The sequence below is a fragment of the Pyrobaculum neutrophilum V24Sta genome (assembly GCF_000019805.1).
GTDB classification, from domain to species: Archaea; Thermoproteota; Thermoprotei; order Thermoproteales; family Thermoproteaceae; genus Pyrobaculum; species Pyrobaculum neutrophilum.
The window spans coordinates 1,446,980-1,460,666 of the sequence record NC_010525.1; the positions used below are offsets into that span (position 1 = coordinate 1,446,980).

18 protein-coding genes are annotated in these 13,687 nt (G+C 60.1%); 8 read left to right on the plus strand and 10 right to left on the minus strand.

Annotation, left to right across the window (positions count from 1 at the left end; all coding sequences use genetic code 11):
* Nucleotides 1-35 precede the first annotated feature (35 nt).
* Complete coding sequence (locus tag TNEU_RS08270) at nucleotides 36-746, plus strand: hypothetical protein (RefSeq protein ID WP_012350978.1); 711 nt, start codon at nucleotides 36-38, stop codon at nucleotides 744-746.
* On the opposite strand, the gene TNEU_RS08275 is transcribed toward TNEU_RS08270, so the two are convergent.
* Nucleotides 743-1,312: a mechanosensitive ion channel domain-containing protein gene (locus TNEU_RS08275; RefSeq protein ID WP_012350979.1), complete on the minus strand. Its 570-nt coding sequence runs from the start codon at nucleotides 1,310-1,312 to the stop codon at nucleotides 743-745. The two genes, TNEU_RS08270 and TNEU_RS08275, sit on opposite strands and share 4 nt — an antisense overlap.
* 97 nt (nucleotides 1,313-1,409) lie before the next feature.
* Here TNEU_RS08275 and TNEU_RS08280 point away from each other — a divergent pair, with 97 nt between their 5' ends.
* A complete protein-coding gene (locus TNEU_RS08280) occupies nucleotides 1,410-1,868 on the plus strand; it encodes a Rab family GTPase (RefSeq protein ID WP_012350980.1) in 459 nt (152 codons plus the stop codon).
* On the opposite strand, the gene TNEU_RS08285 is transcribed toward TNEU_RS08280, so the two are convergent.
* Nucleotides 1,852-3,783, minus strand: coding sequence for a hypothetical protein (locus tag TNEU_RS08285; protein ID WP_012350981.1), 1,932 nt, complete (start codon nucleotides 3,781-3,783; stop codon nucleotides 1,852-1,854). The two genes, TNEU_RS08280 and TNEU_RS08285, sit on opposite strands and share 17 nt — an antisense overlap.
* 407 nt (nucleotides 3,784-4,190) lie before the next feature.
* On the opposite strand from TNEU_RS08285, the gene TNEU_RS08290 reads away from it, so the two are divergent.
* Nucleotides 4,191-4,352, plus strand: a complete 162-nt coding sequence (locus TNEU_RS08290; protein ID WP_012350982.1) for a 50S ribosomal protein L40e — start codon at nucleotides 4,191-4,193, stop codon at nucleotides 4,350-4,352.
* Here the strand turns inward: TNEU_RS08290 and TNEU_RS08295 are convergent.
* Complete coding sequence (locus TNEU_RS08295) at nucleotides 4,339-4,638, minus strand: transcriptional regulator (protein ID WP_012350983.1); 300 nt, start codon at nucleotides 4,636-4,638, stop codon at nucleotides 4,339-4,341. The genes TNEU_RS08290 and TNEU_RS08295 overlap by 14 nt on opposite strands.
* The gene (locus TNEU_RS08300) at nucleotides 4,638-4,946 is read right to left on the minus strand and encodes a hypothetical protein (protein WP_012350984.1); all 309 of its coding nucleotides are present in this window, start codon (nucleotides 4,944-4,946) and stop codon (nucleotides 4,638-4,640) included. The genes TNEU_RS08295 and TNEU_RS08300 overlap by 1 nt, the downstream gene beginning before the upstream one ends.
* Before the next feature lie 141 nt (nucleotides 4,947-5,087).
* Between TNEU_RS08300 and TNEU_RS08305 the strand changes: the two genes are divergently transcribed.
* The 5 genes from TNEU_RS08305 to TNEU_RS08325 are packed head-to-tail and all read left to right on the plus strand — an operon-like array spanning nucleotide 5,088 to nucleotide 10,010.
* Nucleotides 5,088-6,299 carry a BMP family lipoprotein gene (locus TNEU_RS08305; RefSeq protein ID WP_012350985.1) on the plus strand — a complete coding sequence of 404 codons (1,212 nt, stop codon included), beginning with the start codon at nucleotides 5,088-5,090 and terminating at the stop codon, nucleotides 6,297-6,299.
* Nucleotides 6,299-7,735 (plus strand): ABC transporter ATP-binding protein, encoded by a 1,437-nt coding sequence (locus TNEU_RS08310; protein WP_012350986.1) that lies wholly within the window; start codon nucleotides 6,299-6,301, stop codon nucleotides 7,733-7,735. The genes TNEU_RS08305 and TNEU_RS08310 overlap by 1 nt, the downstream gene beginning before the upstream one ends.
* A complete protein-coding gene (locus TNEU_RS08315) occupies nucleotides 7,732-8,739 on the plus strand; it encodes an ABC transporter permease (protein ID WP_012350987.1) in 1,008 nt (335 codons plus the stop codon). Before TNEU_RS08310 ends, TNEU_RS08315 begins: the two co-directional genes overlap by 4 nt.
* Nucleotides 8,736-9,635 (plus strand): ABC transporter permease, encoded by a 900-nt coding sequence (locus TNEU_RS08320; RefSeq protein WP_012350988.1) that lies wholly within the window; start codon nucleotides 8,736-8,738, stop codon nucleotides 9,633-9,635. The genes TNEU_RS08315 and TNEU_RS08320 overlap by 4 nt, the downstream gene beginning before the upstream one ends.
* A 27-nt stretch (nucleotides 9,636-9,662) precedes the next feature.
* Nucleotides 9,663-10,010 carry an Hsp20/alpha crystallin family protein gene (locus TNEU_RS08325; RefSeq protein ID WP_012350989.1) on the plus strand — a complete coding sequence of 116 codons (348 nt, stop codon included), beginning with the start codon at nucleotides 9,663-9,665 and terminating at the stop codon, nucleotides 10,008-10,010.
* On the opposite strand, the gene TNEU_RS08330 is transcribed toward TNEU_RS08325, so the two are convergent.
* Genes TNEU_RS08330 through TNEU_RS08355 form a run of 6 tightly spaced genes read right to left on the minus strand, consistent with a single transcriptional unit; the run spans nucleotide 10,007 to nucleotide 13,670 of the window.
* Entirely contained in the window at nucleotides 10,007-10,435 is a 429-nt protein-coding gene (locus TNEU_RS08330) for a RecB-family nuclease (RefSeq protein WP_012350990.1), read from the minus strand. The genes TNEU_RS08325 and TNEU_RS08330 overlap by 4 nt on opposite strands.
* A 24-nt stretch (nucleotides 10,436-10,459) precedes the next feature.
* Nucleotides 10,460-10,696: a hypothetical protein gene (locus TNEU_RS08335; RefSeq protein ID WP_012350991.1), complete on the minus strand. Its 237-nt coding sequence runs from the start codon at nucleotides 10,694-10,696 to the stop codon at nucleotides 10,460-10,462.
* On the minus strand, nucleotides 10,677-11,453 hold the full coding sequence (udp, locus tag TNEU_RS08340; RefSeq protein ID WP_012350992.1) for a uridine phosphorylase: 777 nt from the start codon (nucleotides 11,451-11,453) through the stop codon (nucleotides 10,677-10,679). The genes TNEU_RS08335 and udp overlap by 20 nt, the downstream gene beginning before the upstream one ends.
* Nucleotides 11,454-11,461: 8 nt before the next feature.
* A complete protein-coding gene (locus tag TNEU_RS08345; RefSeq protein ID WP_012350993.1) occupies nucleotides 11,462-11,704 on the minus strand; it encodes a CBU_0592 family membrane protein in 243 nt (80 codons plus the stop codon).
* On the minus strand, nucleotides 11,701-12,645 hold the full coding sequence (mvk, locus tag TNEU_RS08350; RefSeq protein ID WP_012350994.1) for a mevalonate kinase: 945 nt from the start codon (nucleotides 12,643-12,645) through the stop codon (nucleotides 11,701-11,703). The genes TNEU_RS08345 and mvk overlap by 4 nt, the downstream gene beginning before the upstream one ends.
* Nucleotides 12,645-13,670 (minus strand): 50S ribosomal protein L10, encoded by a 1,026-nt coding sequence (locus TNEU_RS08355; RefSeq protein WP_012350995.1) that lies wholly within the window; start codon nucleotides 13,668-13,670, stop codon nucleotides 12,645-12,647. Before TNEU_RS08355 ends, mvk begins: the two co-directional genes overlap by 1 nt.
* Between the last annotated feature and the right edge of the window lie 17 nt (nucleotides 13,671-13,687).

The window sequence follows — 13,687 nt, forward strand, 5'->3', positions numbered from 1 at the left end:
GTTGATAAAGGCGAACGCCGAGGTAGGCGTTGAGGGTGAACCTCCTCCAGGCGTTGGGGGCCGACGTGGGATACCTCGGCGAGTACGTGTTCTCAAAGGCGTTTCCCAACGCGGCGAGAGGAGAACATGTGGCGATGTTGGTGGAGGGGGTCTACTCGTCCCACAGGCTGAAGCCTAGGCCCGCCGGACCGCCCGCCGAGTCTGGGCCTGGGATATATTCAAGGCACGTAAACGTCGAATGGCCTATACACAAGTCCTGGTTTGTGCCGGTGGTAGACTACGGGGAGCCCGCCGTCTTGGTGGATCCTCCGAAAAGGCTTGTGAAATACGTGGGTAGAGACGTAGACGGCGCCTACGCCTATATACTATCGCTGGGCCTCGCCGAACTTACATGGTATATACAAAGGGAGGACCCCCCGTCGTTGCTACGGGGCTTAGAGGCGTTTACAGAGGCTGAGCTCGAGGCGGCCCGCCTGTTGTACAAAAGGCTCGGGGGAGATCCGGAGTTCGTGGCGCAGGTGGTGGAGACCCTAAGGGAGGTGGATTTCCTCTTGGTGGAAGACGGCGAGATCTACCACGTGGAGGTGAAGACAACCGCGCGCCCAACCGATGCGAAGCTAAGGAAGAAGAGGGCTATGTTGCAGAGGAGGCAGGCCGTGGTGGGGAAGCTGGGCCTCAAGCCGGCCCTGGCCGTGGTGGTGCCGAGGGAAAACTGGGAGGTGGAGCTCTGGCTGGAAAAAGGCTAGGACTTTTTGATCTTAAGTATATCGCCCACCAGCTTGTTGCTCGGCACAAGGATCTTGTTCCCCTCTGCGTCTCTGAGCACCGTGTACATAGCGCCGATGTCCTCCACAACGCCCTCCTGCCCAGCGCCGACTATCTTATCGCCGATCTTAAAGGGCCTTGCCAACAGCAGGAAGGTGCCGGCTATGGCTTGGCTGAGGACCTGTTGGGTGGCGAAGCCTATGACAAGGCCTATAAAGCCGCCGAGGGCGGCCGCCGCGGCGCCGCCGGACACCGCGCCGGCTAGGGAGGCGACCAGCGCGCCTATGCCCAACAGCTTTATCAAGTTGGCGACGGCCTTGCCCGCCGCCTCGCCCTGTCTCTTGGCGACCGGCGCCGCCACCACGTCTGCGAAGGCCTTCACTATCTGCCAGCCGAAGAACAGAGAGAGAAGGATGTCCACGTACACCTTGTAGTTCATGGCCTCTTTGTATATATTCTGCGACACGAAATTGAAGGCGTACTGCATCACCGCCATCACCACCACGTACACCACTATCAACACCACCAGTGTTCCCACCGATTTCATGGGCTTCGTCTTACAAATTATTTTTAAGCATTGCGGCGTTGTGTGGAACGCGTGTTTTATATATAGTTTTGAAGATGATGACGTGCGCCACATAGTTGTGCTCCTCGGCGTAGGTGGCGTGGGGAAGACGACGCTGGCCTACAGGCTGATGGGCCTCTCCATTAGGCCTACGGTGACGCTACGCCCAGGCGTCTACAGGCTTTACGTGGCAAACAAGGAGATAAACCTCATCGACGTGCCTGGCCAGTACGTGGTAGAGGTCGTGCAGAACTTCGCCAAGATGTGGACCTTCTACGTGGATAAAGCCGTATACATGTACGACGTTCTACACTACGACACTCTGAGGTCGTTGGTGGAGATACACAGCGGCCTTCTAGACCGGGGCATAAAGCCGTTCAAGAGACTCGCCGTTGTTGGCAACAAGATGGACCTAGCCCGCGAATACGGCTTCCAGGTCGAAGCCGACGAGATCGCCGCGGCCGTAGGCGCAAACGAGATCTACTACATCTCCGCGCTTAAGGACGACGCCAAGGACCTCCTCAAGGTGGTTCTGTAAGCGTCTCAAGGGCGACCTGCTTGTAGAGCTCCTCTATCTCCTGGAGAAACTGTGGGGTGTACTCGTGGCGTGGGTCTCCCCTCCTCACCTCCGAGACCACGAAGTCTAGGACATTAAGCGCCTCTTGGCGCCGACCTGCCTCGGCGAGGCTCTTAGCTACGACATAGCCCGCGTATACCTTTAGGAAGGGGCAGTCGCAGTTCGGCAACAGAGCCAGCGCCTCGTTGGCATCTAAGGCCGCCAGCTTCGCCACCGCGGCGGCGGTAGCCTTATAGTCATCCTCCCTTCTGGCGATCTGCATAAGCACGGACAGCGCGTCCTGGGGCGCATCTCCCAGGTAGTGCGCAATCGCCAGAGCCCTCAGCGCTGGGGGCGTGCCCCTCTCCGCTGTTATATGTACATAGTCGCCGTATAGCTTGTAGAAAACGCCGAGGGCCTCCCTCCTCCTGAGAACGGCGGAGCGGAGAACCTCAGCGAATTTCTCCAGGCAACGCGCCGGCGCCCGCCTTGCGTCTATTAACGCAAGGCGGGCCAGGAGCTCGGCCCCCTCCTCCTCGCAACGGGGGATAGGCGCCGTAAGTAGCCCCTCCATGGCGAGCCTCCTCCCCGTGGAGTTCCCCAGCGCTTCGACAACAGCCGGAGGTACCCCGCCGCCGTAGCAGAGGTATCTCCCGAGCTCACCGCCGCAGACCGAATAATCCCCCAGCGCTATCAACCCTGTGTATTTGGCGAAGTCGAAAACGTACTCGGGGCGCAACGCCATAAGCCCCCTATATACCGTCCTCAAGGCTTGGACCGCGTCGCCTTGCGTCTGCATACAAGGGTCCCCCGCCATCTCTCGCGTCAGCGCTTCTACTACAACGCTCTCCTTAGGCGCCGAGGCCCACTCCACGGCGTAGCGCGCCTCTTCCTGGGGCTGGTACAGCTCACTAAGCTCCTCCACCACCTCCTCCCTAGTGACGTCGTCTAGCTGGGAGATCCGCCCCAGTATCCTCAGCCGCCTCGATATCTTCTCCACGTTGGCCAGCGGGAAGGCCAGTTCCGGCGGGATGTGCTGGCCTCTGAGGCTCAGCTTGAGAGGCGCCGCCACGAGCTTCGCCTCTCGGCATGTGGGGAAGAAGGCCTCCCTGTAGAGGCCGTAGTACAGCTTCGAGAGGGCTTCTAAGGCTCTGTGGTACAGCTCCTCCGGCCTATAGGAGGCGCACCTCTCGCCGGCGTGGATCCTTCCGCCGTAGGCCGCCAAGGCGAACACGCCGCTGAAGTCCCCGTGTTTCTCCAGCAGATAGTCCACATACGGCCCCGGGTTGGACTTCCTACATCCAAGGGCCGCGGCATGAGCAGAAAAAACCTCCCGTAGGGCCTGCCGCACGTCTACGTGGCGTAGGTACTCGGCTAGATCTATAACCTTCATGTTTCTCTCGACAATTTCACTACACGGCGAGTGGCGGAATAGGGAGTACGGAAGCACGAGCAAGGTGGGGACGTCCCTGGACGCGAGATACAGCGCCCTCTCTACTATATATCTGCACCTCTTGATCCAAGCGGCCGCGAGCTCATGCCTAGGCACAAGCGGGCTGTCGTAGAAGGATATCCCCAGTGGGTCGTGGAAGCCGAGCGCCCCCGGCACCTCCGAGAGCATCTCCAACATGCTGTCGAAGGACGCGACGTCTACGCCGAGGTCGATTACGGCGTAGTACTCGCCGACGAACCTGGCGGCTATGTAGCGCGCGAAAACCGACTTCCCCGAACCGTGGGGCCCCAGCAGGACGACCGAAGTCCCCGTCTTGAGGCTCGCCGCCAACCTGTCTTCCAACTCCTTAAACCAGCGTACAAGCCGCGCCTTGTACCCCTCAGTTATATTAAGCACCACGTAGTCCTCACCCTCTCTGGCTATCCCCAACAGAGAAGTAGACACTTCCGGGACTCAGCAACCATTTATATATCCTGCTGTGGAGATATGGCTGAGGGGGCGGCTCTCTACGTGATAATCGCTGAAAAATCCCGTATCTCTGGCGCAGGTTAAGGGGCTTACGCGTACGTGTCTATCTACGGTCGCGAGGGGTCGTGCCCCGACCAGGTCCCGAGCTCTGCAGAAGGGGGCCGTGCCGCCGTCCCCCATGCCCTGTGGCCCCACGCCGGAGGCATCTTGGATACCCATGACGGCGTGGGCGAGGAGAAAGCCCCCAGGCGCGAGTCAGAAATTATGACCGCGCTCCCCGCCCTAAAGGGCGAGGCTTGTCGTTTGCGCTGTCGGCAATGAGCGCCTAGGGACAAACGGGCAGAAGAGCTAAACTATATAAACTGCCTCTCTCCATACCTCCCATGCCGATCACCCTAGACCCCGAGAAGTTGGCGATAGTGATGAAGCATAGATTCCAGTACAAGATATGTAGAGAGTGCGGCGCTAGGAACCCCCCAGACGCCGTGAAATGCCGTAGATGCCGCTCCAAGAACTTAAGGCCGAAGAAGTTCAAGAAGAAGTGACGTAGAACCTAGGTGGGTCTATCCTCTCGCTTTTACACCGGGGACAGCGGCTGGGCTTCTTCAGCCTCTCCCGGTCTGTGAACTGGAACCCACACCTCTTGCACGTCGCCGGCACCACCTCAAGCCGGTACCCCATCCGCTTCAGAGTCTTTTTAACGTGCTCCAGCTCTTCGTACAGCTCGCTCGGCTTTAAGTCGGTCTGGACTAGTGCGTGTAGCTGGTATATGTCCAGGGGCTCCTCAGCCTCCAGGAGGACTTTTGCAAGTCTTTCTCTGACGGTCTCCATCACTTCTCGACCACAGCCGACTGGAGCCACAGCGGTTTGTAGACCCCTCCGGGCTTCAGCAACGCGAAGGTGAATATGTGGGTGTTTCTGTCCCCCTCCCTCCGCGCCTCTAACCTAATGAACCTGGCCTGCTCCGGCCGCTCCGCTGGGTCCACGTTGGCGTCTAGCAACTGGGCGGCGGTTGGGGCGTAGCCGGCCTCCCTCAGCCGCTCTTTTATGCAGTTCACCACGTCTAGGGGGGTGGACCCGGTGCATTGGGCTTTCTCGACCAGCTCCTTCACCCGTGCGTGTTCTATGCTGTAGTCCATAGGCGTAGATCTGGCGCCCCTATATAAATGGTCAGCCGCTCAGCCCTCTTCACTTGTCAGACCTTGTAAGCTTCTTCACCGCAAAGCGCCACATGCCCGTTTTTAAGCTGAACTGATAAATAGATGTAAATAGATCGATACATGAACAAGATCTGGATCGCTCTTGGGGTAGTTGTAGCGATCGCGGTTATTGGGGCGCTTCTCGCGACGCAGTCGGCGCAGAAACAACAGCCTACTACACAACCCCCGCCCCAGAAGACTATATACGTTATATACGACATCGGGGGGCGCGGGGACCTCTCATTCAACGACATGGCGTATCTAGGGGCCTCTAAAGCCGCTAGAGACTTCGGGCTCGGGCTTAAGGAGGTGCAGAGCAAAACCCAAGACGACTACGTGCCCAATTTGAGAGCAGCCGCGAGATCAGGAGACGCCGCTTTGGTGGTCGCAGTCGGGTTCCTTATGACAGACGCGCTGAAGCAGGTTTCGCAGGAATACCCCGCCGTCCACTTCGCGATTATAGACGGCTATGTGCCCAACAGGTCAAACGTGGTTTCCGTCCTCTACCGCGAAAACGAGGGCTCGGCGCTGGTCGGCGCTCTGGCGGCGCTCACAGCCTACTACTACAACTGCACCAAGGTTGGGATAGTGCTGGGGATGGAGATCCCCGTCCTCTGGAAGTTCGAGATCGGGTATGCCTACGGCGTGAGGTGGGCTGAGAGGTATATAAAGCAGAGGTTTGGCAAAGACGTAAAATTCGACGTCTTGTACGTATACACAGGGTCCTTCAACGATCCAGCTAAGGGCAAGCAAGCTGCTGAGGTCATGCTGTCGCAAGGCGTATGCGTGATATACCAAGCGGCCGGCGCCACGGGCCTAGGCGTGTTTGAGGCTGTGGCTGAGGCGGGGAAGAGGGCGGGCAGAAACATGGGCCCGCCCTTCGCCATAGGCGTAGACGCCGACCAGGACTACATCAAGCCGGGGTTCATACTGGCCTCTATGATGAAGCGCGTCGACGTCGGCGTCTACAGAGCGGCTAAGATGGCCGTCGAGGGAACCTTCAAAGGCGGCGTCTTGGAGCTTGGCCTCAAGGAGGGCGGCGTGTCTGTGAGCACCTTGGACGACCTAGGCCAGTTCCTCGAGATAGGGATAAGAGCCGGCGCTGTGAAGCAGGAGGACGCCCAGAGGATCATCGATACCGTGAAGGAGATGAGGTCTAAGATCCCCACCTGGGTGTGGGAGGCCGTGGACAAGCTTAGGCAGGACATAGTGGCTGGCGTGGAGAAGGTGCCTCTGCCTACGACACAGGACCAGGTTGTGAAGCTGAGGAGAGAGCTGGGCTTAGCCGGCTGATGAGGCTGGAGCTCCGGGATATCCACAAGGTTTTTTCAGACGGCACACACGCCTTAAGGGGGGTTACCCTCGAGGTTTTGCCCGGCGAGGTGTTGGCTCTGTTGGGCGAAAACGGGGCTGGCAAAACCACCTTGATGAAGATCGCAGCCGGGATCTACAAGCCCACATCTGGCGATATCTACATAGACGGCAGGCCCGTCAAGATGAGGAGCGCCAGAGACGCCTTAAAGCTGGGCATAGCCATGGTGCACCAGCACCTATCCCTTATTCCAGGCCTCACGGCGATGGAAAACCTAGCCATAGTGGAGGGAGCAGGCCTACGGCCTATCTCAGCGGAGCTGAAGACCAGAGCGCTCAAGGTGGCCGAGGAGCTTGGGTTCGAGGTGGATTGGGATAGAGACGTGGAGGAGCTACCGCTGGGCGTCAGGCAGAGGGTGGAGATAGTCAAGGCGCTTGCGTGGGGCGCCGACTTGCTCATCTTGGACGAGCCCACCACGGTGCTCACCCCGCCCGAGGTCAAGCCTCTATTTCAGGTCATTAGGAGACTGAAGGAGATGGGCAAATCCGTGGTCTACATCACCCACAAGATACCCGAGGTCTTGGAAATCGCGGACAGGGTGGTTGTGTTAAGAAGGGGGGTAAAAACGGCTGAGTTCACGCCGCCCTACGACCCCAAGAGGCTTGTGGAGTCCATGGTGGGCGAGCTGAAGACCGAGAGCGTGGCTAGGGAGGGGAAGCCCGGCGAGAGGCCGGTGTTGGAGGTGGAGGATCTGTGGATATACGAGGGGGGCAGAGCCGTGCTCCAGGGGGTCAGCCTAAGGGTGAGGGAGAGGGAGATCCTGGCGGTGGTCGGGGTGGAGGGGAACGGCCAGGAGCAGCTCGTAGAGGCTGTGGTGGGCGTGAGGAGGGGGAGGGGCCTTGTTAAAGTCCACGGGGGCTTGGCCTACATCCCGGACGATAGGCAACGGAAGGCCCTTCTGATGGAGCTCTCGCTTGTGGAAAACGCGATAGTTGGGAGGGAGAGGGAGTTCGCGAGGCGCGGCTTGATATCGTGGAAGCTTGCCGCGGAGTACACCGAAGGCCTAATTAGGGAGTTCGGCATAGTGACCCCTGGGCCTTGGGCCTCGGTAAGACAGCTCTCGGGGGGCAACCAGCAGAAGCTCGTCGTTGGTAGAGAGCTTGGCAGAGGAGCCAAGCTCATAGTGGCGCACCAGCCCACCCGCGGCCTCGACGTGGCTACCACGGAGCACGTCCACAGCCTTCTCATAAAGGCAAGAAACGGCGGCGCAGGAGTTCTACTCGTCACAAGCGACTTGGACGAGGCATACAAGCTGGCGGACACCATAGCGGTGATCTACAGAGGGAGGATAGCGGCGCTGGGGCCCGCCGGCGAGATGGGGGTTGAGCTGGTGGGGAGGAAGATGGCGGGGCTATGAGGCGGCTTCTGCTCTCCATATTGAACACGGCCGTGGCCCTGGCAGCGGCCTTCGCCATAGGGGCGGCGGCCATGTGGGCGACGGGCTACGACCCAGTCGCCTCCTACAGCGCTATGTTGTTCACGCCTCTGGCAGACCGGGTGTATCTGCTCTCCGCGCTGGCCTTCTCAGCCCCAATAGTTTTGACAGGGCTCACCTTCGCGGTCGGGCTTAGAGCGGGGTTGTTCAACATCGGAGGGGAGGGCCAGGTATACATGGGGGCGCTGGGCGCCGTGGCGGCCTCATACCTAGCAAGAAACGCGGCCGCGTTGCCGTTGGCGGTCGCCCTAGGCGTTGCTCTGGCGGTGGCGTGGTCGGCGGTGCCGGCGCTCCTAAGGATCTGGAGGGGGGTAAACGAGGTGATAAGCACGATAATGATGAACTGGGTAGCCTACTGGCTCGTCATCATGTTGGTGTCGACTGTGTTTGTAAATCCTCTACAGCCCGAGGAGTCCATAAAGACGCCTGAGGAAGCCCGCCTCCAGCCTCTTGTAGCCGGGACCGACCTCACCCTGGCGGTCCCCCTGGCGTATGCCGCCGCCGTGTTGACGTATATCTTTGTCAGATACAGCGTGTGGGGCTACAGGATCTCCATAAGCGGACAGAACCCGCTTGTTGCAAAGGCCTACGGGGTTAAGCCGGAGCGGGCTCTCCTCCTGGCCTTCGTCGTAGGCGCAGTCGCCGCTGGCCTAGCCGGCGTTTTACAGGTGGTCGCCAGGCCGCCCTCCTACAGCCTGGCGAGGAACCTAGCCAACGTCTACGGCCTCGGCTTCGACGGCATCACAGCGGCGATGCTGGGCCGCGGCCACCCCCTCGCAGTGGCTCTCGCGGCGGTCTTCCTCGGCATTCTACAAGAGGGGGCTAGACATATGCAGATCGAGGCGGGGACGCCGTTTGAATACGTGAGGATAATCCAAGGCCTCATAATCCTGTTTCTAGCTATTCAGATGCTGAGGCGGCCATGACGGAGCTCTTGTACCTCCTGGCGCTCCAGGCGTTGCTCGCCTCCGTGCCTATACTCCTGGCAACCCTCGGCGAAATTCTGACGGAGAGGAGCGGAGTTGTCAACATAGGCGTAGAGGGGGTGATGCTTCTAGGCGCCTTGGCGGGCCCGCTTCTGGTCGACTACATGCGCCTCAGGGCTGGCCTCCAGTTGCCCGAGCCCCTCTGGCCTCTAGTCGCTATGTTGGTAGCCGCGGCAGTGGGCGCGCTTGTGGGCCTTATACACGGCTACATATCCGCCTACCTAGCCGGCGACCAGATAATAAGCGGAGTGGCCATAAACCTCTTCGCGGCAGGGGCGGTGGCCTACGGGATACAGGCCTACTGGGGGGTGGCCGGGTATAAGCAGATCCCCGACTGGGCGAAGGCGGACCCCGTGCCTGTGGCCGCCTTCTCCATAGCCCTAGCCGGGCTCATGTGGTATCTACTATACAAGACCAGGGCTGGGGCCGTGATTAGGGCGTGTGGAGAGAGCCCGGAGGCCGCCTTCAACGTAGGCATAGATGTGTACAAGGTCAGGCTTATCTCGACAGCCGCCGGCTCCTCCCTCGCGGCGCTGGCGGGGGCGTACCTAAGCGTGGCGTACCTCTCGGTGGTGACGAAGGAGATTTCGGCTGGGAGGGGCTTCATCGCTCTGGCCAACGTGGTGTTTTCCAACTGGAACCCGGCGTTGGCGGTCGCCGGCGCCTTCGTGTTCGGCTTCTTCGACGCCCTGTCGTACTGGCTTCAGACGCTGGGGGTGGCCAGGTACGAGATAACGAGGATGATCCCTTACGTGGCGACCCTGCTCATCGTAGCGGGAGTGATAGGCAGAGCCAAGCCGCCGCGCGCAGTGGGGAAGGCCTTTAGGAGGGAATGAATTTAAGCATGAGGTAGAGGGAGAAACATGGAGGACTTCAAAAAGGCGATGGAGGAGATCACGCGGTCTATCCAGAGGATGGTGGAGGAGGTGAAGGAGAGGAGGGACTACAGGCTGTTGGAGGAGGGAGATGTTGTGCGCATCGAGATAGACATGCCGGGCCTAGAGCCGGGCGATATTTCGCTGTCGATTTCGAAAGACGGCACGTCTCTAAAGGCCGAGGGCGCGCGGGGCGACAGGAGATACACAAAGCTGATACGTATGCCGTTCAAGATAGATCCCTCAACTGCCGAGGCGTACTACAGAAGCGGGGTCCTCACAATCACGGCGAAAAAGGTGAAGGAGGAGGAGATCAAGATCCCCGTCCGCGGCTAGGGGCCCAGGAGCTTATATAAGGCAACCGCCAGCTGACCCACAGAACCTACGTCTTTTGGAACAGCGTGGCTCAGCACTGCGTAGGGGGGGAGCTCCCTGGGCGAGAAGGGGAGGTCGGCGCCGTGGATCAACAGCATAACCCTCTTGTCCACCCTCTCAACAGGCCTCGTGTCTTTGTCGGGGCGCCCAATGGCGTACACCACCTCCGGTCTTAAAACCTCCAAGGCGTCTCCTATGTCGTTAAAGACGAGCACCTCGCCGCCCATCTTAAAGGCGAGTTTGAAGAGGTCTCCTATCTGTTGAGCCGCAGCGCCGAAGACCTTAATAAGCGCGAAGCGTTTTACCCCAAAGCCGTAGGTCACCTTCGCCAGCTCCAGCATCTTTGGGACAGAGCTGACGTTGTATACAGCAACGGCCACCTCCATCACACCGCCTATAAAAACGCCTTTTTATACGTGCGCCCTCGCGGCCACGCACCTACCCATGTCGCACTCCACGAAATACGGCACTCCCCCCAGCAGAAGCAAGCCCCTCCTAAACTCCTCGATTTCTCCGTCGAGGACGTAGCTACTTCCACATATCTCAAGCTCCCTCCCCTCGGCCCTAAAGATAAAAACGTCTGCACACGGCGCGGCGTCCAACTTTATGATAGCCACGTCCCGTATCTTAACCACCTTTACTATCATACTCCGCGAGAATCCTCACGGCCTCGTTGGCGACTCGAACAGCGTCCTCCACCCCCACCTCCGGCGCAAACTCGTCGGTCTCTCTGTTGGCAATCGCCGCGTAGACGCCGCCTGCTCTAGCGCCGTAGATTGAGGAAAGCGTATATATGGTGGCGCTCTCCATCTCAAACGACAAGACCCGGAGAGATCTAAGCGTGTCTATCAACCCCCTGGACCAAGGCGGTAGGAATCCGCCGTGGCCGGGGCGCTCTTGGCCTACATAGAAGGAGTCTGTCGAAGCAACAATGCCCACGTGGTATCTCACGCCAAGTGAAGCCGCCGCGTCTACCAGAGCCTTCACCACAAGCCAGTGGGCCACGGCGGGGTACTCAGGCGGCGCGTACCACCTAGAGGCGCCGTCGTAGCGCACAGCCGCCGCCCCTATAACCAAGTCCCCGAGCTTTACCTCCCTACGCAAGGCGCCCGTGGTGCCCACCCTTATGAAGGTGTCCGCACCGGCGTATAGGAGCTCCTCCACCGCGATCGCCGTCGATCCCGAGCCTATGCCCGTGGAGGTGGCGCCCACGGCAACCCCTCTGTACGCCCCCACCCAAGTCACGAACTCCCTATTTCTCGCCACCTCCCTAGCCCCCTCCCAGTGCCTAGCGATGAGGGGAACCCTCCCCGGGTCGCCGGGTAGCAACACGTAGCGGGGCACGTCGCCCGGCGCCAGGAGGAGGTGGTAAGCCCTAGCCCCCACCCTCGGCCTCTGGGCCATGGCAGGGCCTACCTCCCACTTTTAATACGTAGCGCCCTTACGATGTTCACGAGGGAGAGCACGCTAGAGACTCCGTTTAACACTGTGAAGACGACGTCGCCGGAGGCGGCAGCGTACACCGTCAAGGCCACGCTACCTAGGAAGTACAGAACTGTCAGGTCCAGCGGCGGCGGCGGGCTCCTCCGCATTATGTTCACAGCCCACGCCGCCACGATGAACAGAAGACCCGCCAGGCCTACGGCCTGCATCATACCAGCGTCGCCCCGGAGGCGAAAAGCGAGACTTTTATGTAGGTCTGGCCCATGGCATACAGCGCTTTTTCCACGGCGTCTGCATCCCTGGGCAACAACAGCACGACGCCTCCCCTCCCCGCGCCGCTTATTTTACCGCCGTAGATAAACGGCCTCAACGTCTCCAGCAGGGAGACGGCTCTGCTGTCGACGACGCCCAGAGCGCCGAGAAGCCAGTTGTTGATATACATAAGCTCCCCCAAGCAGACGAGGTCGCCTTGTCTGAGGCAAACCTCGGCCTCATCCACAACAGCTCCAATCGCGTCGAGGACGGCTCGCGCAGACGGCCGCCTCCCCAGTAGAGCTCTTACGTCGGCGACTATCTCCCCCGTGGTGCCTCTGCGGGGGAGAACCGCCACGTAGAGCTGGGGGAGCTGAACCTCCAGCCTCTCCGCCCTAAACGGGCTGGCCCATATCTTTAATACGCCGCCGATAGAGACAGCGGCGGTGTCCATGGGCGAGGCGATGCCCTGCACCTCCAGCTCCACCCTATGGCCCAGCTTCGCGAGCTCCTCGCCGCCTACGTCAACGCCGGCGCAAGCCGCGTAGGCCTTAAGAAGGCCCACAGCCACCGCGGCCGAGGTCGCCGCCCCCACGCTGGGGGGCAGATCGCTTGTGATGGTGAACCTAGCGCTGACGCTTCCCCACCTCTCCTCCCCAACCCGCAACGCGGCGTCTACATACGCGAAAAACCTCTCGAGGCCAAAGGCGTCGAACCGCCTCTCGCCTGGTATATACCTCACGGAGGCGGGAGGAGCCACCGTCACGACCTCTAGGCGCTCCCCGCGTACGCACTCGACGTGTACCCCCTTATCTATCGTCGCAGCAATGGCGGGTTTCCCGTAGACAACCGCGTGTTCTCCGAAAAGCTTTATGACGCCCGGCGCAAAAACCCTAGGCATTAAAAGAGGGAGGCTAGAGAACCTGCGACGTCTTCCTCGCTAGGCCCCTCCCTCTTCTCCTCCTGGGCCTCCTTCGGGGCCTCGGCCTGCGGAGCCGCTTGTTGCTGAGGCGCGGCCTGTTGTACTGATAGGCCCAGCTCCGGCGCCTTTGGGGCAACGGCCGCCGCGAGGGCGTTGGCCTCAGCAACAGCTCTGCTCAACAGAATCGGCAAAGTCTCCCTTGTCACAACGCCGAGCTTAGCCGCCAGCGCCACAGCCCTCATGTGGGCCGCCGGTATGACGACCTGCAACACCTCCCTCGTCGGGTACACGATGTTCAACGCTAGGTTCCTTGCATATACAGCCGCCGCCTCAAACAGCTCCCTGTATCTGCCTACGTCTATTACCAGCTCTGATATATCCACATATCTGCTACCCCTCCAAATTACGCCGAGTAGCCTCAGTTGCTCAAACACCGGCTCTATGCCGACGACCCTAAGCACCTCGGCGATCTCCGCGGTGATCTCCTGGCCGGCCTTCGCCACAACGGTGTCTTTAGCTATCCAGATCTTCCCCTCCTGCACCCTCGTCGGTATCTTAAGCTTGCCGAACTTCGAAATTATGGGGCCGGGGGAGGCGTTGGTGGGCCCTGCAGGTACAACGATGTCGAAAGGCGCCTTGTCGCCAGGCTGAGCGGCCCTCCTCACGCTGTTTTCAGCCACGATCTTCACGACCTCGGCCGGGTTTACGTTGGTGAAGAAGAACGCAACCTCGCCCCTCACCCTCTCGGCCACCTCGGCTGGTACGCCGCCGAAGGCTTTAGCAAACGCTATCTTGAAAAGCGTCGGCTTTATGACCTTCACCTCGCCATATCTCCTCAACCTATACCTATACTCGTTGAGGATCCTAGAGGAGAGGCCGTGGAGGTCGAAGAGGAAGACGTATTGATACTTCTTAAGTAGCTCCGTGGCCTCCTCGACGATCCTGGTCTTGCGTTGCGGATGCGGCCTAGATCGTACGTACCTCCTCTTGCCTAAGGTGATCATCAAGACGGGGAGGTTGC